General features: G+C 75.0%; 10 protein-coding genes. 6 read left to right on the top strand and 4 right to left on the bottom strand.

Annotation, left to right across the window (positions count from 1 at the left end; translation table 11 throughout):
• Positions 1–13: 13 nt before the first annotated feature.
• Genes ABT369_RS11725 through ABT369_RS11715 form a run of 3 tightly spaced genes read right to left on the bottom strand, consistent with a single transcriptional unit; the run spans position 14 to position 2923 of the window.
• A complete protein-coding gene (locus ABT369_RS11725) occupies positions 14–817 on the bottom strand; it encodes a carbohydrate ABC transporter permease (RefSeq protein ID WP_350611701.1) in 804 nt (267 codons plus the stop codon).
• Positions 810–1691 (bottom strand): carbohydrate ABC transporter permease, encoded by an 882-nt coding sequence (locus ABT369_RS11720; RefSeq protein ID WP_350611700.1) that lies wholly within the window; start codon positions 1689–1691, stop codon positions 810–812. Before ABT369_RS11720 ends, ABT369_RS11725 begins: the two co-directional genes overlap by 8 nt.
• Entirely contained in the window at positions 1691–2923 is a 1233-nt protein-coding gene (locus ABT369_RS11715; protein WP_350611699.1) for an ROK family transcriptional regulator, read from the bottom strand. Before ABT369_RS11715 ends, ABT369_RS11720 begins: the two co-directional genes overlap by 1 nt.
• A 91-nt stretch (positions 2924–3014) precedes the next feature.
• On the opposite strand from ABT369_RS11715, the gene ABT369_RS11710 reads away from it, so the two are divergent.
• The 3 genes from ABT369_RS11710 to ABT369_RS11700 are packed head-to-tail and all read left to right on the top strand — an operon-like array spanning position 3015 to position 6238.
• The gene (locus ABT369_RS11710; protein WP_350611698.1) at positions 3015–4070 is read left to right on the top strand and encodes a Gfo/Idh/MocA family oxidoreductase; all 1056 of its coding nucleotides are present in this window, start codon (positions 3015–3017) and stop codon (positions 4068–4070) included.
• Positions 4071–4106: 36 nt separating this feature from the next.
• A complete protein-coding gene (gene sigJ / locus ABT369_RS11705) occupies positions 4107–5030 on the top strand; it encodes an RNA polymerase sigma factor SigJ (protein ID WP_350611697.1) in 924 nt (307 codons plus the stop codon).
• Positions 5027–6238: a phytoene desaturase family protein gene (locus tag ABT369_RS11700; RefSeq protein ID WP_350611696.1), complete on the top strand. Its 1212-nt coding sequence runs from the start codon at positions 5027–5029 to the stop codon at positions 6236–6238. The genes sigJ and ABT369_RS11700 overlap by 4 nt, the downstream gene beginning before the upstream one ends.
• A 5-nt stretch (positions 6239–6243) precedes the next feature.
• Here the strand turns inward: ABT369_RS11700 and ABT369_RS11695 are convergent, their stop codons facing one another.
• Positions 6244–7356 (bottom strand): glycosyltransferase, encoded by a 1113-nt coding sequence (locus ABT369_RS11695; protein ID WP_350611695.1) that lies wholly within the window; start codon positions 7354–7356, stop codon positions 6244–6246.
• A 176-nt stretch (positions 7357–7532) separates the two neighbouring features.
• Here ABT369_RS11695 and ABT369_RS11690 point away from each other — a divergent pair, with 176 nt between their 5' ends.
• The 3 genes from ABT369_RS11690 to ABT369_RS11680 are packed head-to-tail and all read left to right on the top strand — an operon-like array spanning position 7533 to position 20423.
• Positions 7533–15011, top strand: coding sequence for a non-ribosomal peptide synthetase (locus tag ABT369_RS11690; protein ID WP_350611694.1), 7479 nt, complete (start codon positions 7533–7535; stop codon positions 15009–15011).
• Positions 15008–20254 carry a non-ribosomal peptide synthetase/MFS transporter gene (locus ABT369_RS11685; RefSeq protein WP_350611693.1) on the top strand — a complete coding sequence of 1749 codons (5247 nt, stop codon included), beginning with the start codon at positions 15008–15010 and terminating at the stop codon, positions 20252–20254. The genes ABT369_RS11690 and ABT369_RS11685 overlap by 4 nt, the downstream gene beginning before the upstream one ends.
• Positions 20247–20423 (top strand): MbtH family protein, encoded by a 177-nt coding sequence (locus tag ABT369_RS11680; protein WP_350611692.1) that lies wholly within the window; start codon positions 20247–20249, stop codon positions 20421–20423. The genes ABT369_RS11685 and ABT369_RS11680 overlap by 8 nt, the downstream gene beginning before the upstream one ends.
• The last annotated feature ends 1 nt before the right edge of the window (position 20424 follow it).

Below are 20424 nucleotides of genomic sequence, written 5' to 3'. Positions count from 1 at the left end.
ACATTTCGGGGTGTTATTTGAGACCGGCGTTGGCGACGCTCTGCACGATGTGCTTCTGCGCCAGGGCGTAGAGGACGAGCATCGGCACGATGCTCACCACGGAGCCGGCCATGATGGCGTTCCACTGGTTGCTGTACTGGCCGCTGAGGGTCGACAGGCCCAGGGGGAGGGTCATGAACTCGCGGGAGCGGATGGCGACGAGCGGCCACAGGAACGCGTTCCAGCTCGACATGAACGCGAACAGGCCGTAGGTGGCCAGGGCGGGCCGGATCAGCGGCAGGATGATCCGCAGGAAGATCCGGATGTGCCCGGCCCCGTCGACGAAGGCCGCCTCGTCGAGCTCACGGGGCAGCACCGCGACGGACTGGCGCAGGAGGAACACGCCGAACGCGGAGGCGATCGTCGGCACGATGAGCGAGGCGTACGTGTCGACCAGGTCGAGCGCGCGGATCTCGATGAACAGGGGCACGACGAGCACCTGCATCGGGATCATGAGGGTGGCGAGGTACCCGACGAAGACCACGTTCTTGCCGGGGAACTCGAGGCGGGCGAAGGCGTAGGCCGCGGTCGAGCTGGTGATGAGCAGCAGCGCTGTGGACACGACGGCCAGCACGAGACTGTTCAGGGCGATCCGCCAGAAGGGCAGGAACTCGAAGAGCTTGCGGTACCCGTCCAGCCCGGCCCGCTCGGGAATGAGCCGGGGCGTGGTGAGCACGTCGCCGCCGACCGTGATCGACGTGACGACGGTCCACACGAACGGGAAGATCATGAAGAGCGCGCCGGCCGCGAGCAGCGCGATGAGCAGCCGCCTAGACATAGTGCACCCACCGCCGCTGCAGGCGCTGCTGGACCACGGTGACCACCAGGATCAGCGCGAACAGCAGCAGGCTCAGGGCCGAGGCGCCGCCGGCGTCGCCGTAGCGGAACGTCAGGTCGTAGATCTCCTCGACCAGCGGCCGCGACGCACCGGCCGGCCCGCCGCCGGTCATGACGTAGATCTGGTCGAACACCTGGAAGCCGCTGATCAGCGAGATCATCACGACGAAGTAGCTCGACGGCGTGAGCAGCGGGAACGTCACCTTCCAGAAGCTCTGCCAGGCCGACGCGCCGTCGAGGCGGGCCGCCTCCAGGTACTCCTCCGGGATCGACTGCAGCCCGGCCAGCAGGATCACCATGACGAACCCGGAGTCCTTCCACGCCGACGCGATGACCGTGGACGGGATGGCCCAGCCCGGCGAGGCCCACCAGCCCGGACCCGGGATGCCGGCCAGCCCGAGCAGGTGGTTGACCAGCCCGTTGGCCGGGTTCAGCAGCCACTTCCAGGTCAGCGCGACGACCACCCAGCTGGTGACCACCGGCAGGAAGTACATCGAGCGCAGGAGGTTGCGCCCGGGAAAGCGGCGGTTGAACGCGACGGCGAGGGCGAGGCCGCAGACGTACACCAGCGGCAGGTAGAGCGCGAGGAACAGCAGGGTGTGCAGCAGCGCGTCGCGGGTGTCGGCGTCGCCGAGCAGGCGGGTGTAGTTGTCCAGGCCGATCCAGCGCATCGGGGACTGCAGGTTCCAGCTGTGCAGGCTGATCCAGCCGGCCGCGACCATCGGGGCGATCGTGAACATCGCCAGGGGTACGGCGCTGGGAAGGAGGAACAGCGCGACGATCCCGGCCTTGCGGATGCCCTTGGGGCCGACCATCACTCCACCGCCCCGTCGCCGCGGCCGTGCAGGCGGGCCACGACGAGGTTGGCCTGCTCGCCGCCGAACCCGTCGAGGTCGAACGGCGCGGCCAGCACCAGCGCGGCGGCGCCCTGGGCCCAGTTGCTGTCGTCCCAGGTGTCCACGACCAGCGTGATCCCGTCGGCGCGGCGGACCTGGCGGCGGGCGAACTCGGCCCGGAACGCGGCGTCCCAGTGGATCCAGTGCGCGACGCCCTCGCCGGCGATGACGATCCTGTCCGGGTCGAGGATGTTGGCCGCCCCGGCCACGGCCCGGCCCAGCAGCCGCCCGGCCTCGGCCAGGATGCCGGTGGCGGGCGCGTCGCCACGATCGGCCGCGGCGACGAGCGCGCCGAAGCCCTGCCGGGGCCCGAGCACGCTGCGCTCCCGCGCGGTGCGCTCCAGCGCCGGCTCTCCGATCCAGGCCTCCAGGCAGCCGTGCCGGCCGCATTGGCACCGCGGGCCGTCGTCGTCGAAGTCGAGGCCCAGCGGCACGTGGCCGAACTCGCCCGCGCCGCCGCGGCTGCCGCGGTAGACGGTGCGGTCGGCCACGATGCTCAGGCCGATGCCGCGGCCGATGGTGAGCACGAGGAAGTCGTCGACCTCGCGGCCGTGGCCGTACAGCACCTCGGCGACGGCCAGCGCGTTGACGTCGTTCTCGACCACCACCGGCAGCCCGAGCACGCCGCGCAGGTGCCGGCCCACAGGCAGCTGCTGCCACTGCAGCACGTCGGCGTCGACCAGGCCCTTGTCGGGCCGCTGGACCACGCCCGGCACGGCGACCCCGACGCCGAGCAGCGGCGGCAGGCCCGGGTCCGGCACGGTGTGCGGCGTCAGCTCGGCCGCGAGGCGGGGCAGCGCGTCCGGCGCCATCGCGTCGAACGCCATCGTGGCGCTGGACAGCAGCTGCCCGTCGAGGCGGACGTTGACCACGACGAGGTGGTCGGCGGCGACCTTGACCCCGAGCGCCCGCCCGGCCGAGCCGACCAGCCCGATGAGCGATCCGGGCCGTCCGCCGCTCGACGGCGCCTGGGCGACCTCCTCGACCAGCCCCTGCTCCAGCAGCCGGCGCATGATCTGGGACACGGCGGCCGGGCTGAGGCCCAGCTCACGTGCGATGTCGGCGCGGGAGGTCGGTCCTCGACCGCCCAGCAGGGCAAGCACCGCGGACCTGGACAGGTCCCGCCCGGCTCCGTGCTTCGCTAACGGCACTTCGTTCACCTACTTCATGAAGTCGCGATACAAAGTCCCACGCCGCGCGGTCAAGGTCAAGGGGTCTCGTTCCTGGTGGAAGACTGGCTCCATGAGCGACACCACCCTGCGCGTCGGGCTGATCGGCTACGGCCTGGCCGGCTCCGCGTTCCACGCGCCGTTGATCAGCACCACGCCCGGACTCGGCCTGGCCGCGATCGTCACCGCCAACGCCGAGCGGCAGGCCGCCGCGGCCGAGCGGTATCCCGATGCCCGGATCGTCGGGCGGGCCGAGGAGCTGTGGTCCGCGGGTGGCCTCGACGCGGTCGTCGTCGCCTCACCGAACCGCACCCACGCGCCGATGGCCCGCGCCGCGCTCGAGGCCGGGCTGCACGTCGTGGTGGACAAGCCGCTCACCCCGGCGTCGGCCGAGGCCGAGGAGCTCGCGGCGCTGGCCGCGAAGCAGCAGAAGCTCCTGACCGTGTACCAGAACCGGCGCTGGGACGGCGACTTCCGCACCGTCCGCCGCCTGGTCGCCGAGGGCGCGCTCGGCCGCGTCCTGCGCCTGGAGTCCCGCTTCGACCGCTGGCGCCCCGTGCCCAAGGGCGGCTGGCGCGAGAGCGGCGACCCGGCCGAGGCCGGCGGCCTGCTCTACGACCTCGGGAGCCACCTCGTCGACCAGGCCCTGCAGCTGCTCGGCCCGGCGACCGAGGTGTACGCGGAGGCCCATACCCGCCGCGCCGGCCTGACCGTCGACGACGACACGTTCATTGCCCTGCGCCACGAGGGCGACGCCCGCTCCCACCTGTGGGCGACGACCCTGGCCGCAAAGGCCGGCCCGCGGCTGCGCGTGCTGGGCGACCGCGGCTCCTACCTGAAGTACGGCCTGGACGTGCAGGAGGACGCGCTGCGCGCGGGCCGCCTGCCCACCGAGCCCGGCTGGGGCCGGGAGGACCCGTCGGCCTACGGCGTGCTCACCGACTACGACGGCGTGGACCACACGGTGCCCACCGACCCGGGCGCCTATCAGGACTTCTACGCCGGCTTCGCGGCCGCCGTGCGCGACGGCGCCCCCGCGCCGGTCGACGTGCAGGACGCGATCGCCGCCCTGAGGGTCCTGGAGGCGGCCCGCCGCTCCGCCGACACCGGCGAGGTCGTCAAGCTCTGATGTCACACATCCGGCGGCGGTGACGTCTTGTCACGCATGGGGCCCGATGACTTCACGCCGCACCGCCGCCGCCTGCTCGACGTCGCCTACCGCATCCTCGGCACCGTCACGGATGCCGAGGATGTCGTGCAGGAGGCGTGGCTGCGCTGGTCCGCGGCCGACCGGTCCGGCGTCGGCAGCCCGCAGGCGTTCCTGGTCACGGTGACCACCCGGCTCGCCATCGACCGGCTGCGCCAGGTCCGGGCCCGCCGCGAGGCCTATCCCGGCCCCTGGCTGCCGGAGCTGGTCAGCACCCAGCCCGACCCGCAGGGGCGCGCGGAACTGGCCGAGAGCGTCGAGCTGGCACTGCTGGTCGTGCTGGAGACGCTGTCGCCGCTGGAGCGCGCCGCATTCGTCCTGCACGAGGCCTTCGGCCTCTCCCACGCCGAGGTCGCCGAGGTCATCGGCCGCAGCGAGGCCGCGACCCGCCAGCTGGCCCGGCGCGCCCGCGACCACGTGCGCGAGGCCCGCCCCCGCTACACGGCCGACCGGGCCCAGCGCCGCCGGCTCACCGAGCGCTTCCTCGCCGCCTGCTTCGGCGGCGACCTCACCGGCCTCGTCGACCTGCTCGCCGCGGACGTGCGGCTGGTCGCCGACGGCGGCGGGCGGGCCAAGGCGCCGCTGCGGGTCATCGAGAGCGCCGACCGCGTCGGGCGCTTCCTCACCTCGATCTCCAACGACGAGGGCGCCCAGCGCTTCCTCGTCTCCATCGGCCTGCCCACCCCGGCCGCGTTCGAGATCGCGATCGAGGACGTCAACGGCGCCCCGGCGATCGTGGCGCGGGTGGGGGAGCGCGTGATCCTGGTCCTCGCCGTAGAGCCGGACGGGGAGCGCGTCGGCACGGTGTTCCTCGTCGCCAACCCCGAGAAGCTCGCCCGGGTGTCACGTTCCGCAGGGGGCGCCGCGTCCACACCCGCATGAGGAACTCCATCACCATCGTCGGCGGCGGCGTGGCCGGGCTGACCGCCGCCATCGCGTGCGCCGAGCGCGGGCTCGCCGTCACGCTGCACGAGGCCCACCGGTCGCTGGGCGGGCGGGCGCGCTCGACGCCCGGGCCGTACATCGCCAACGACGGGACCCATGTGCTCTACAGCGACGGGGAGCCCTTCCGCTGGCTCGCCGCGCGCCGGCTGGTCCAGCCGTGCAGCAGGCCCACGCCGGGCGAGCTCGCGAGGTTCCGGTTCCGCCGCGACGGGCGGATCCGCTCGGCCCCGCCCCTCGCGCTGCTGCGCATGGTCTCGCACCGCCGGCTGACCGCGCCCGTGGACGAGTCGTTCGGCGACTGGGCCACACGCCGGTTCGGCCCCGAGGCGACGCGGGCCGCCGCGGGCGTGGTCGGCGTCATCACCTACACCGCCGACCCGGGCCGCCTCTCGGCCGCGTTCGTGTGGGAGCGCCTGCTGCGGGCCGTCGCGCCGGGCTGGCCGGCGGTGCGCTACGTCCGCGGCGGCTGGTCCGCGATGGTCGAGCGGATGGCGGCCCACGCCCGCGGCCTCGGCGCCACGATCGTCACCGGCGAGCGGGTCGACGCCCTGCCCGGCGGCCCGGTCATCGTGGCCACCGGCCTGGACGCCGCCCGCGCCCTGCTGGGCGACGACTCGCTGCGCTGGCCGAGCGGGCGGGCCGCGCTCGTCGACCTCGGCCTGCGCGCGGACCGCCGCGACCCGTTCGTGGTGTCGGACCTCGACGAGGGCGGGTTCGTGGAGCGCTACTCGCTGCCGGACCCGAGCCTCGCCCCGCCCGGGCACGCCCTGGTGCAGCTGGAGCTGCCGGCCCGCCCGGACGAGCCGATCCCGGCCGCCACCGGGCGCGCCGAGGCCCTCGCCGACCTGGCCCTGCCCGGCTGGCGCGAGCGGGTCACCTGGCGCCGCGACGCGTTCGCGAACGGGCGCACCGGCGCGGTCGACCCTCCCGGCTCGACCTGGCGCGACCGGCCCGCGATCGACCGCGGCGACGGGGTGTGGCTGGCCGGCGACAGCGTGGCCGCGCCAGGGATGCTGGCCGAGGTCGCGCTGAACTCGGCTCGCCGCGCGGCCGAGGCCGCATCCGCAGCCGCGTCCGTGGGCATGGCCGTGGGCGTGGAACTTTCACTGTCCGCGGTGCCGAAGGCATCGACGCAGAGTGATTGATGGGGTCAGGTCAGCATGGCCTCCAGGCGGTCGGCGGCCCGCTCCGGGCCGGCCGGCGTGGGCTCCGTGAACCCCGCGGCCCGGGCCCCGTAGCCGGTGTCGGTGAGGGCCGCCCACAGCCGGTCGGCGGCCGTCTCCGGGGTCCAGGCGTCGGCCGGCAGCCAGCGCGCCAGATCGTGCCGGGCCAGCCGCTGGGCCACGTCCGGCCGGTCGGCGCCGTGCGCCAGGATCACCTGCGGCGTGCCCGAGAGCAGGGCGCGCACGGCGGTGCCGATCCCGCCGTGGTGCAGGATCGCGCCGCACTGGGGCAGCGCCGAGGGGAAGGGCAGGCGGCGGTACCACGCAAAGCCCCCGACCCGCTCGGGCGAGACGACCACGACCGGGTGGTCGACCAGCCCGGCGGCGGCGAGGGCGACCTCGTAGTACCGCGGATGCAGCATCTGCCCCGTCCCGCCCGTCACGAGGATCGGGCGCCCGGGCAGGTCCACCGTCTCGCCGTCCTCGTCGCCGCAGACGAACCCGGTCAGCGCCGCCCGCGACCGCATCCCGGCCGCGTCGAACCAGCCCGGCCACAGCCCCAGCGTCGGCACGCGCAGGAACCCGGCCCAGTCGGCCACCGGCGCCAGCCCGAACCCGGCCCGCACCGCGTCGACGCCCGCGGCCAGCCCCTTGCGCGCGTGCGTCGCGGCGACCGGGGCCACCATCAGCTGCACCGGGGCGACCGCGACCCAGACCGCCGGCGCGCCGAGCAGGTCCGCGGCGACCAGCACCGACAGCGCCGAGGTGTGCCGGCCCACGAGCACCGTCTCGCCGGGCCGGTGCCGCTCGGCCAGCAGCTCGACCTCGCGGCGCAGGTCGTCGAAGAGGCCCCGCGCCTCGTAGTAGCGGCGCAGGTCGTCCGGCCGCCGCACGGCCAGCAGTTCGGGCGTGTGCGCCTGCTGCTCGCGGTAGCGCTCCTCGGTGTCGATGGCGGCGAAGCCGTAGGGCGCGTGCCGGGCGAAGGGCGCGTGGCTCACGAGCGTCACGTCGTGGCCGCGCGCGGCCAGCGCGGCGCCGACGCGCGCGAACGGCAGGACGTCGCCGGCCGAGCCGTGCGCGACGAGTAGGAAGACCGCCATGGCGGTGGAGTATGACCACGGCGGCGGCCGCGTATCAAGGCTTCGGAATCCGAAGATCGAAATACGTAGACCTTGACGCTGCGCTGTCGGCGTGCGTAGCGTGCGGGCAACTGGAAGCGCTCCCAACACCGCCAAATGCGAGTATTCCGGCCCAAAATGTTCGCGGGGGACGATTGATGGTCACGCCTGCCTTAGCCCGCCTCGATCCGGATCGCCGCGCCGCGCTCGCCCGGCTGGTCGCCGCTCGCCGGGCCGGTGCGGGCCGGGCGCCGGACGCGATCGCGCCCCGGCCGGCCGGCGACGGGCCCGTCCCGTGCTCGCCCGCGCAGCGGCGCATCTGGGTCGCCGACCGGCTCGGCGAGGTCCCGGCCGCCACCTTCGGCCTGCGGCTGCGGGGCCGGCTCGACGTGGCCGCGCTGCGCCGCGCGTTCGTGGCGGTCGCGGCCCGGCACGAGGCCATGCGCACCGTCTACGAACTCGCCGGCGACCAGCCCGTCCAGCGGGTGCTGGAGCGCACCGAGGTGCGCCTCGACGTGCGCGCGGGCGACCCGCACGCGATCGCCGCCGATGCCGTCCGCGAGCGCTTCGACCTGGCCACCGGCCCGATCTTCCGGATCACCCTGGTCGAGACCGCCCCCGACGACCACGTGCTGCTCTTCGTCGGGCACCACATCGCCTTCGACGAGCACTCGGTCGGCCTGGTGCGGGCCGAGGTCGCGCGGGCCTACGCCGGGCAGGACCTCGGGGCGCCGCCCGCGCTGCAGTACGCGGACTACGCCGCCTGGGCCGCCGCCCGCCCGGTTCGCGAGGAGCGCGCCCGCTACTGGCGCGAGCGGCTGGCCGGCCTCGGCGACACCCGCCTGCCCTTCGCCCGCGAGCACGCCCCGGGCGCGCCGACCCGGGCGTTGCGGCTGGAGCTGGCCCCCGGCTCGCTGCACCGCCTGCGCGCCGCGACCCCGTTCACCGCCCTGCTCGCGGCGCTCGGCGACGCGGTGGCCCGCTACACCCGCGACCCCGACGTCAGCATCGGCACCATCTCCTCCGGCCGGCCCCGCGTCGAGCTGGAGCCGGTCGTCGGCTGCTTCCTGAACCCGGTCCCGCTGCGCACCGACCTGACCGGCGCCCGCGACCTGGCCGCGGTGGCCGAGCGGGTGCGCCGCACGGTCGCCGGGGCGCTCGCCCACGAGGTGCCGTTCGAGACCCTGCTCCGCGGCGGCCCGCTGTTCCGGGTCGCGCTGCACCTGCACCAGCCGCACGCCGTGGAGCGGTGGCGGGGGCTGCGGGCCGAGGTCTGGCACCACGACGTCGCCGGCGTCGAGCCGGACCTGGTGCTCGAGGCCGCGCCCCGGCCCGACGGGGGCGCGGAGCTGGCCTTCCGCCATTCGGCGCTGGAGGAGGGGGTGCTCGAGCACTTCGCCGAGCACGTCCGGCGGCTCGCGGAGGGGCGCCCGGCCGAGGCGCCGCGGCCGGTGTACTGGCGCAAGGACCCCCGCACCGTCCTCGACCTCATCGACGCCCAGGCCGCCCGCACCCCGGACGCGATCGCGCTGGAGGATGCCGACGGGCGGACCCGGACCTACGCCGAGCTGATGTCCAATGTGGACAAGCGGGCGGCCGGGATTCGCGGAAGGCTCGTCCCGATCGCGCACGAGCGCACGCCCGAGCTGGTCGAGGAGGTCCTCGCGGTCTGGCGGGCCGGCGCCGCCTACGTGCCCGTCGACCCCGGCTACCCGCCCGCGCGTCAGGAGCTGATCCTCGCCGACGCGCGCGCCGGCGACCCGGGCGCGGGCGTGGCGTACGTGCTGCACACCTCCGGCTCGACCGGCCGCCCGAAGGGCGTGGTCGTCGAGCACCACGCGCTCACCAACTTCGTCCTCGACATGGCGGCGCGGCTGGAGTCGCGGCCCGAGCACCGCTGGCTCGCCGTCACCTCCCTCAACTTCGACATCGCCGGGCTGGAGCTGTTCCTGCCGCTGGTCACCGGCGGCCGGATCGTGCTCGCCGACGCCGAGGCGCAGCGCGACGGGCACCGCCTCGACGCCCTCATCGCCCGCGCCGGGGTCACGCACGTGCAGACCACGCCCTCACGCTGGCGGCTGCTGCTGGCCGCGGGATTCGACCGGCCGGACGTCGTCGCGCTCGTCGGCGGGGAGGCGCTGCCGCCCGCCCTGGCGCGGGAGCTGCGGGCCAGGAGCCGCGAGACGCTCAACGTCTACGGCCCGACGGAGACGACGATCTGGTCGGCCGCGTGGCCCGTGCCCGAGGCGCCGGACGAGGTGCTGATCGGAGCGCCGATCGCGTACACCCACATCCGCATCTGCGACGAGGACGGCCACGAGCTGCCGACCGGCGCGATCGGCGAGCTGTGCATCGGCGGGCTGGGCGTGGCCCGGGGCTACCTCGGCCGCCCGGCCCTGACCGCCGACCGGTTCCGGCCCGACCCGTGGGGCGCCCCGGGCGACCGCCTCTACCGCACCGGCGACCTGGCCCGCTGGGGCGCGGACGGGCAGCTGCGCTTCCTCGGCCGGGCCGACAACCAGATCAAGCTGGCCGGGCACCGCATCGAGCTCGGCGAGATCGAGGCCCACCTGGCCGCGCTGCCGGGCGTGCGGCAGGCCGCGGTCGCGGTGCGCGACGAGCGCCTGGTCGCCTACGTGGTCGGCGCGCCCGAGCGCAACGACCTCGCCGAGCAGCTGCCCGGGCACATGGTTCCGCGGGTGTACGTCACCCTCGACGCCCTGCCCCTGACCCCGAACGGCAAGCTCGACCGGGCCGCGCTGCCCGACCCCGAACCGGTCGCGGCCGCCGGCCCGGCCCCGCGCACCGAGACCGAGCGGCTGGTCGCCGACATCTGGGCCGAGGCCCTGGGCCGCGACGGCATCGGCGTGGACGCGGACTTCTTCGCGCTCGGCGGGCACTCCCTGCCGGCGATGACGGTCGCGGCCCGGCTCTCGGTCGCGTGCGGCTACGAGGTCGCGGTGCGGACCGTGTTCGCGCACCCGACCGTCGCCGCGCTCGCCGCCGCCGTGGACGAGCTCGTGAACGCCCCGGACCACACCCGCGACGTGCCGGTGACCCCGCGCCCGGACCCCGCCGCGCCCGCCCCGCTGTCCCCGGCCCAGCTGCGGCTGTGGTTCCTGCAGGTGCTGCAGCCCGATGACGCCGCCTACAACATGGCGCTCGTCTACCGGCTGCGCGGCCCGCTCGACGCCGACCGGCTGCGCTCGGCCCTGGAGCTGCTCGCCGAGCGCCACGACACCCTGCGCACCCGCTTCCTCGAGGACGACGGCGGGCCGGCCCAGGTGGTCACCGATCGGCGCCCGGTGCTGGAGCGCGGCTCGCTCGACGACATCCCACGCTGGACGAACCGCCCCTTCGACCTCGGCGAGGGCATGCTGCTGCGGGCCGGGCTGGTGACCGATGCGGAAGACGAGCACGTGCTGTGCCTGGTGATGCACCACATCGCCGGCGACGGGCGCTCGCTGGGCATCCTCTGCGAGGAACTGCGCGCGGCCTACGCACGGGAGCCACTGCCGCCGCTGCCCGTCCGCTACACCGACTTCGCCGAGTGGCAGCGGGCCCGCGGCGACGAGCGCGACCTCGCCTACTGGACCCGGCGGCTGGCCGGCGTGGCGCACCTCGACCTGCCCACCGACCGGCCCCGCCCGGCCGTGCAGACCTCGCGCGGCGCCTTCGCCCGCCGCCGTCTCGGCGCCGGGCTCGCCGACACGCTCGACCGCCTCGGCGGCGCCCACGGCTGCACCCCGTTCATGGTGCTGCTCGCCGGCTACCAGGCGCTGCTGGCCCGGCACACCGGCCAGACCGACATCAGCGTCGGCACCTCGGTCTCCGACCGCGCCCGGCCCGAGCTCACCGGGCTCATCGGCATGTTCATCAACACCCTCGTGCTGCGCACCGACGTCTCCGGCGACCCGAGCTTCGCCGAGCTGCTCGGCCGCGTGCGCGAGGTGGCCCTGGGCGCCTACGCGCACCCCGAGATCCCGTTCGAGCGCCTCGCCGCCGACCTCGGCCTGCCCCGCGACCCGTCGCGCACCGAGCTGTTCCAGACCATGCTCATCCTGCACACCGAGGAGGGCGCGACCACCGATCTGCTGCCCGGGATCGCCGCCGAGCACGTCGACGACGGCCTCACCCAGGCCAAGTTCGACCTGATGCTCGACGCCTGGCGGGAGCCGGACGGGGTGCAGCTCGCGCTGAACTACCGCACCGACCTCTTCGACGCGGCCACCGCCGAGCGGCTGCTGGCCCGCCTGGAGCGCCTGCTGACCGCCGCGGCCGCCGACCCCGCCCGCCCGCTGTCCACGCTGGACCTGCTGGCCCCGGGCGAGCGCGAGGCCCTGGTCGCCCTCGGCACCGGCCCGTCCGGCGAGGTGCAGGACCCGCCCGCGCCGGACCCGGCCGCGATCGCCCTGAGTTTCAAAAATGAAACGCTGACCTACGGGGAACTGCACGACCGGGCAGCCCGCCAGGCGGGCTGGCTGCGCGACCAGGGGGTGCGCCCCGACGACCGGGTGGCGGTGCTGATGCCGCGCTCGATCGACCTCATCGTCACCCTGCTCGCGGTGCTGAAGGCGGGGGCGGCCTACGTCCCGATCGACCCGCGCTATCCGGCCGCCCGCCGCGAACTGCTCGCCGAGGGTTGCGCGCTCACGGTGACGAGCGTGGAGCAGGCGGAGCCGTATGAGTCCACTGTGGATCCGCAGAGCCTGGCCTACGTCATCTACACCTCCGGCTCGACGGGCACCCCCAAGGGCGTCGGGGTCTCCCGGCACGCGTTGCGCGCCCGGGTCTCCTGGATGCGGCGGCGGTACGACCTCAAACCCGGCGACGTCGTCGCGCAGTTCGCCACCGTCAGCTTCGACACGCACGTCGAGGAGGTGTGGCCGACGCTGGCGGCGGGCGCCCGCCTGGTGCTGCTGCCGCCCGACGAGGACCTTTCGGACCTGCTCGCCCGCGAGCCCGTCACGGTGCTCGACCTGCCCACCCCCTACTGGCACGAGCTCGTCGGGACCGTGGAGTGGCCCGCGTCGCTGCGCCTGCTCATCCTCGGCGCCGACACGGTCCGCGCCGACCGCCTCGCCGCCTGGTACGCCGAGGTGGGGGACCGCGTCGAGGTCCTCAACACCTACGGCCCGACCGAGACCACGGTCATCGCCACGACCGGCGCGCTCGGCCCGGCCGAGACCTCCATCGGCACCCCGATCGCGGACACCCGCGTCTACGTCCTCGACGAGCACCTGCGCCTCACCCCGACCGGCGTCCCCGGCGAGCTGTGCGTGGCCGGCGACGGGGTGGCCCGCGGCTACCTCGGCCGCCCCGGGCTCACCGCCGACCGCTTCCGCCCCGACCCGTACGGCCCGCCCGGGGCCCGCCTCTACCGCACCGGCGACCGGGCCCGCTGGCGCCCCGACGGCCGCCTCGAGTTCCTGGGCCGCCTCGACGACCAGGTGAAGATCCGCGGCTACCGCGTCGAGCCGGGCGAGGTGGAGACGGTGCTCGGGGGCCTGCCGGGCGTCGCCCAGGCCGCGGTGGTCGTGCGCGACGGCGCGTTGGCCGCCTACGCGGCCGGCGAGGGCCTCGACCCGGACGCGCTGCGCCGGGCGCTCGCCGAGCGGCTCCCCGCCTTCCTCGTGCCGGCCCACTGCATGGTGCTCGACCGCGTCCCGCTCACCGTCAACGGCAAGGTCGACCGGGCCGCGCTGCCGGCCCCGGTCGCGGCCGCCGGCGGCTACGTGGCCCCGCGCACCCCGGCCGAGGACCTGGTCGCCCAGATCTGGGCCGGCGTGCTCGGCGTCGAGCGGGTCGGCGCGCACGACGACTTCTTCGCCCTCGGCGGCCACTCGCTGCTGGCCATCGCCGCGGTCGCCCGGCTCTGCGCGGCCACCGGGCGGGACGTCCCGGTGCGGGCGTTGTTCCTCGACCCGACGGTCGCCGGGCTCGCCGCCGCCGTGGACCGGCACCGCCAGGAGGCGCCGGTGGTCCGCCGGGGCCTGCGCCGGGGCCCGCTCTCCTTCGGCCAGCAGCGCCTGTGGTTCCTGCACCAGCTCGACCCCGAGGACGCCTCGTACAACATCGCCGTCGCCTACCGGCTGCGCGGCCCGCTCGACGCCGACCGGCTGGAGGCCGCGCTCAACGCGGTCGTGGCCCGGCACGAGTCGCTGCGCACGCGGTTCATCCCCACGGAAGACGAGCCGTTGCAGGAGGTCACCGACGCGCGCCTGACGCTGGAACACGGCGAGGACGTCTCGGCTGATGTCCCGGCTTGGACCAACCGCCCGTTCGACCTGGAGTCCGGGCTGCTGCTGCGGGCCGGGCTGGTGACCGATGCGGATGACGACCACGTGCTGGCCCTGGTGGTGCACCACATCGCCGGGGACGGGCGCTCGCTCGGCGTGCTGGTGCGCGAGCTGCGGGCCGAGTACGCGGGGGAGCCGGTCGCGGAGCCGCCGGTGCAGTACGGCGACTTCGCCGTCTGGCAGCGCGAGCGGGACCGCGACCAGCTCGACTACTGGTGCGACCAGCTCGACTACTGGCGCGGGCAGCTGACCGGCGTGCCGATCCTCGACCTGCCCACGGACCGGCCCCGCCCGGAGATGACCGGCTTCGAGGGCGCCTTCCTGGTGCACGACCTGCCCGCGAGCCTCGCCACCGGGGTGCGCCGGCTGGCCGCCGAGGCCCGGTGCACGCCGTTCATGGTGCTGCTGTCGGTCTACGAGGTGCTGCTGGCCCGGCTCACCGGCCAGGACGACTTCTGCGTCGGCACCCCGATCGAGAACCGGCCCCGGGTCGAGGTCGCGGACCTGGTCGGCTACTTCGTCAACACCCTCGCCCTGCGGGCCGACCTGGCCGGCGACCCGACCTTCCGGGAGCTGCTCGGCCGCACCCGGGACACCGCGCTGGCCGCGTACGCGCACCAGGACGCGCCCTTCGACCGGCTCCTCGCCGCCGTCGACGTGCCCCGGCGGCTCAACCGCACCCCGCTGTTCCAGACCATGTTCACCTTCCACACCGAGGAGGCGGCCGGCACCGACGTGCTGCCCGGGGTCGACGCGGCCTTCCACGACCCGGGCGGGCGGCAGGTGAAGTACGAGCTGACCCTCGACGTCTGGCGCACCGCCGACGGGCTGCGGCTGGTGCTCGGCCACCGCACCGACCTGTTCGACCGGGCCACCGCCGAGGCGCTCGCGCACCGCTTCGAGGCCCTGGCCACCGCGCTGCTGTCCAATCCGGACGGTCCACTGTCGACGGTCGACGCCGGGGGCGACGCCGAGGCCCGGGCGGCCTTGCGACGGTCGGTCCGCGCGCCGCGGGCCGTCGCCAAGCAGGGCCCGGCCACCTTCGTCCCGCCCCGCGACGCGGCCGAGGAGCTGGTCGCCGGGGTGTGGCGGGAGGTGCTGGGCCTGGAGCGGGTCGGCGTGCACGACGACTTCTTCGCCGCCGGCGGGCACTCGCTGCTGGCGATGAAGGTGGCCGGGCGGCTGCGGGCGGCGACGGGCACCACCGTGCCGCTGCGCACCATGTTCGCCCACCCGGTCCTCGCCGACCTGGCCGTGGCCGTGGAGGAGCTGATCGTGGCCGACCTGAACGAGCTGTCCGACGACGAGGCGGAGCGGCTGCTGGGGGAGTCCGGATGACGCTGACACCCACCAAGCGGGCACTGCTGGAGCAGCGGCTGCGGGGCCGGTCCACCCGGACGATCCCCGCCCTGCCGCAGGACGCGCCGCCGCCGCTGTCCTTCGCGCAGGAGCGCTTCTGGTTCCTGGAGCAGCTCGCCCCGGGCAACACCGCGGCCGTGATCCCGATCGTGCTGCGCCTGCTCGGCGACCTCGACGCGGACCGGCTCGCCGCCGCGATCTCGGCCGTGGTGGCCCGGCACGAGCCGCTGCGCAGCCGGTTCGTGGACGGCGGGGACGGAAGGCCGCGGCTTCGCATCGACGAGGCCGCACCGGTACCACTGCCGCTGCTGCCCTTGGAGGCGCTGGAGGCGCACCTGGCGGAGCCGTTCGACCTCGCGGCCGGGGGGCTGCTGCGCCCGGCCCTCATCGAGGTGGCGCAGGACGATCACCTGCTTGCCATCGCGGTGCACCACATCGTCACCGACGGCTGGTCGATGGACCTGTTCGCGAGCGAGGTCGCGGCGCACTACCGCGGCGGCACCCCGCCCGAGCTGCCGGTCCGCTACCGCGACTACGCCGCCTGGCAGCGCGCGAACACGGGCTTCGCGGCGAGCGTGGCCTTCTGGCGGGACGGCCTGGCCGGCGTCGAGCCGCTGGACCTGCCGACCGACCACCCGCGCCCGGCCCGGCAGACCTTCACCGGGGCCGAGCACAGCTTCCCGCTCGGCCTGCGCGACGAGCTGTCGGCGCTGTCCCGCGACCACGGGGTCACGCTGCACATGACGCTGCTGGCCGCGTTCCAGGCGGTGCTCGGCCGGCTGAGCGGGCAGACCGAGTTCGCCGTCGGCTCGCCGGTGGCCGGGCGGCAGCCGCCCGAGCTGGAGCGGCTCATCGGCATGTTCGTCAACACGGTGGCGGTCCGCGCGCCGCTGTCCGGCGACCCGACCTTCGCCGAGCTGCTCGGGCGGGTGAAGGAGGGGTGCCTGGACGCGTACGCCCACCAGGATCTGCCCTTCGAGCAGCTCGTGCAGGAGCTCAACCTCCCGCGGGACGTGCGGCGCTCGCCGATCTTCCAGGCGCTGTTCGCGCTGCAGAACTACGACGAGTACGACGGGCGGGACTGGGGCGGGCTCACCCTCGGGCACTGGCCCGCGCCGGTGTCCGCGACGCGCTTCGAGCTCGAGCTGTACGTGAAGGAGGCCCCCGGCGAGCTGTGGGCCACGGTCGTCTACAACACGGACCTGTTCTCGCACGACACCGCGGTCCGCTTCGCCGGGCACTTCCGCCGCTTCCTCGCCGAGGTGGCCGCGGACCCGCAAAGGCGACTGTCCGATGTGGACCTGCTGGAGCCGGACGAGCGCGCGGTCGTGCTGCCGGCGCCGGAGCCGGTCGAGCTGCCCGAGACGACGGTGCCGGCCCTGATCGAGGCGCGGATGGCGGCGCAGCCGGACGCCGTGGCGCTCACGTTCGCGGGCCGGCACATGACCTACGGGGAGCTCGACGAGCACTCGGCCCGCCTCGCCGCCCGCATCCCGCGCGGGGCGCTCGTGGCGGTCTCCATGGACCGCTCGTTCGAGCTGGTCGTCGCGCTGCTCGCGGTGCTGCGGGCCGGGGCCGCCTACGTGCCGCTCGACCCCGAGTACCCGGCCGAGCGCCTCGCGTTCATGCGCGAGGACTGCGCCGCGCTCGACCTCGACGCGGCCCTGGCCGGCGGCGGATCGCCCCTCGAAGGGCCCGAGCCCGGCGACATCGCCTACGTCATCTACACCTCGGGCTCCACCGGGCGGCCCAAGGGCGTGCCGAACACCCATCGCGGCCTGCTCAACCGCCTCGACTGGATGCAGCGCCGCTTCCGCATCGGCCCCGGCGACGCGGTGCTGCAGAAGACCCCGGCCGGCTTCGACGTCTCGGTGTGGGAGTTCTTCTGGCCGCTCATGACCGGCGCCCGCCTGGTGCTGGCCGAGCCGGGCGGGCACCGCGACGCCGAGTACCTGCGCGACCTCATCCGCGCCGAGCAGGTCACCACCCTGCACTTCGTGCCCTCGATGCTCGCCGTCTTCCTGGCGACCGAGGACGTGGCGGCGTGCACCTCGCTGCGCACGATCGTCTGCAGCGGGGAGGCGCTCCCGGCCGACCTCGCCCGCCGCTGCGTGGCCACGCTCCCGGCCGAGCTGCACAACCTCTACGGCCCGACCGAGGCCGCGATCGACGTCTCGGCCTGGCGCTGCGACGGCGACGCGCTGGCCGGCCGGGCCCGGGTCCCGATCGGCGCCGCGGTCCAGAACGTCGCGCTCTACGTGCTCGACGAGCGGCTGCGGCCCGCGCCCGTCGGGGTGCCCGGGCAGCTCTACATCGCCGGGGTGCAGCTGGCCACCGGGTACCTCGGCCGCCCGGCCCTCACCGCCGAGAAGTTCCGCCCGGACCCCTACGGCCCGCCCGGCAGCCGGATGTACGCCACCGGCGACGCCGCCCGCCGACTGCCCGACGGCACCATCGACTTCCTCGGCCGCCTCGACACCCAGGTCAAGCTGCGCGGCCTGCGCATCGAGCTCGGCGAGATCGAGACCGCGATCCGGGCCCGGCCGGGCGTCGAGGACGCGGCCGTGGTCGTGCGCGACGAGCGTCTGGTCGCCTATGTGGTCGGGTCGGACGACGATGTGCGGCCGGCCCTGAAACGCAGCCTGCCCGACTACATGGTGCCTGCCGCGTTCGTCCGGCTCGACGCGCTGCCGCTCACCCCGAACGGCAAGCTCGACCGGCGCGCCCTGCCGGCCCCGACGGTCACCCGCAGCGCCGCGGTCGCGTTTGCCGAGCCCGCGACCGATGCCGAGCGGCTCGTCGCCGGGATCTGGCAGGAGCTGCTCGGCGTCGAGAAGGTCGGCGCCGACGACGACTTCTTCGACCTCGGCGGCCACTCGCTCGTCGCCACCCAGGTCGTCGCCCGGCTGCGCAAGGCCGGCGGCGGGGTCTCGGTGCTCGACGTGTTCCAGTACAAGACGGTCCGCGAGCTGGCCCGGCTGCTGTCCGAGCCGGACCGGGGGCCGCGGCGGCTGCTGCACGAGCTGACCCGGCCCGTGCCGCCCGAGCAGCGGCTGGCCTCGATCGTGGCGGTGCCCTACGGCGGCGGCAGCGCGGTCGTCTACCAGCCGCTCGCCGACGCGCTCCCGGCCGGGTGGTCGCTGCACGCGGTCGCCATCCCCGGCCAGGACATCGGCGTGCGCGAGGAGGCGCTGCCCTTCGACGAGCTCGCCGCCCGGCTCACCGCCGAGGTGCTGGAGCGCGTCGAAGGACCGCTCGTCGTCTACGGCCACTGCGGCGTGGGCTCCTCCGTCGCCGTCGAGCTGGCCCGGCGGCTCGAGGCGGCCGGGCGCACCGTCGAGGCCGTCTACATCGGCGCGGTGTTCCCGTTCGCGCGCCCCACCGGCCGGTTCAGCGGGCTGCTGGCCAAGCTGGCCGGGCGCGAGGCGCTGCTGTCCAACCGAGTCTACGAGAACTGGCTGCGCTCGATGGGCGTCGAGATGGCCGAGTTCGACCGGGACGAGGCCGACCTCATCATCCGCAACATGCGCGAGCACACGCGGCTGGCCGAGGAGTACTTCACCGGCCTGTTCGCCGAGCATCGCGCTGTGCTCAAGGCGCCGATCGTCTCCGTCGTCGGCAGCCAGGACACGCAGACCGAGTTCTACCGCGAGCGCTACCGGGAGTGGCACTTCCTCACCGGGACGACCGCGCTGGTGGTGCTGGACGAGGCGGGGCACTTCTTCCTGAAGTACCGCGCCGGGGAGCTCTCGCACATCGTCACCGAGGTGCACGGCACCGACGAGCGTCTGCGGGACCCGGACGGCGGCTGGGAGGTGGCCGCCCGCTCGTCCACGGTGGAGCACGCGGATGGCCCTGATGGCCCTGATGGCCCTGATGGCCCCGAACCCAGCCTGGGCCGGTTCATGGCGGTCGCCGCCGGGCAGCTCGTGTCGATCGTCGGCTCGGCGCTCACCGAGTTCGCCATCCCGCTCTGGATCTACCTGCAGACCGGCTCGCTGGTGCGCTTCGCGGTCTTCGCGGTGCTGGGCCTGGTGCCCGGCATGCTCGTCGCGCCCTTCGCCGGCGCCGTCGTCGACCGCTTCGACCGGCGCAAGGTGATGCTGGGCGGCGACCTCGCCGCCGGGGCCAGCCAGGCCGCGCTGCTCGCCCTGGCGCTCACCGGCACCCTGCGGGTCTCCCACGTCTACGGGCTGCTCGTGGTGCTGTCGGTGGCGCTGACGTTCCAGCGGCTGGCGTTCTCCTCCGCGGTGCCGCAGCTCGTGCCCAAGCGGTACCTCGGCCACGCCAACGGCATGGTCCAGCTCAGCTTCGGCGCCGGGCAGTTCCTCGTCCCGCTGGTCGCCGCCGGGCTCATGGCCACCGTCGGGCTGCGCGGGGTGCTCGTGCTCGATGTGGTCAGCTACGTCGTCGCGGTCGGCGTCACCCTCGCCGTGCGGTTCCCGCGCACGCTCGCCTGGGCGCGCCGGGAGACGTTCTGGCAGGAGGTCGTCGGCGGGTGGCGCTACGCCCTCGGCGCCGGGAGCCTGCGGCCGGTGCTCGTGTTCTTCGCGGTGCTGAACCTGTTCATGACCCCGCTGTTCCTGCTGCTGTCGCCGCTGGTGCTCTCGTTCGCCGACCTCGGTGCGGTGGCCCGGGTGAGCATGGCGGGCGGGCTCGGCGCCGTCGCGGGCGGGCTGCTCATGAGCTTCTGGGGCGGGCCGCGGCGGCACCGGGTGCGCGGCATGCTGCTGGTCGTCCTCGGCCTCGCGCTGAGCAGCGCCCTGCCCGGCCTGCGCCCCAGCGAGCTGCTCGTGGCCGCCGGCGCGCTGGGCATGTCGCTCGGGCTGACCCTGGCCAACGGCGTCTACACGACGATCGTCCAGGTGAAGGTGCCGCAGCGTTTCCACGGCCGGGTCTTCGCGGTGAACACCGTCATCGCCTTCTCCACCATCCCGATCGGCTACGCGGTCGTGGCGCCGCTCGGCAGCCGGCTGCTCGACCCGCTCCTGGCCCCGCACGGCGCCCTGGCCGGCAGCCTGGGCGCACTGATCGGCACCGGACCGGGCCGCGGCACCGCGCTGCTGTTCCTGCTCCTGGCCGCCGTGATGGTGGCGCAGGTGCTGGTCTCGCTGCGGCTGCCGAGCCTCGCCCGCTTCGACGAGCGGGTGCCCGACGCGGCCCCGGACGACCTCATCGGGGCTCAGGAACGCCAACGCCGCAAGGAGCAGGCCCATGGATGACTACGTCGTCGTGCGCAACGACGAGGAGCAGTACTCGATCTGGCCCGCCGGTGACCCGCTGCCCGCCGGCTGGCACGCCGAGGGGGTGCGGGGGCCGAGGCAGGAGTGCCTCGATCACATCGACCGCGTCTGGACCGACATGCGGCCGGCCGGCTCGCGGGGGGCGTAGG

The sequence above is a fragment of the Dactylosporangium sp. NPDC000244 genome (assembly GCF_040300725.1).
Lineage (GTDB): Bacteria > Actinomycetota > Actinomycetes > Mycobacteriales > Micromonosporaceae > Dactylosporangium.
Note: the sequence above shows the minus strand (reverse complement) of the source record. Positions and strands in the feature narration are given on the sequence as shown.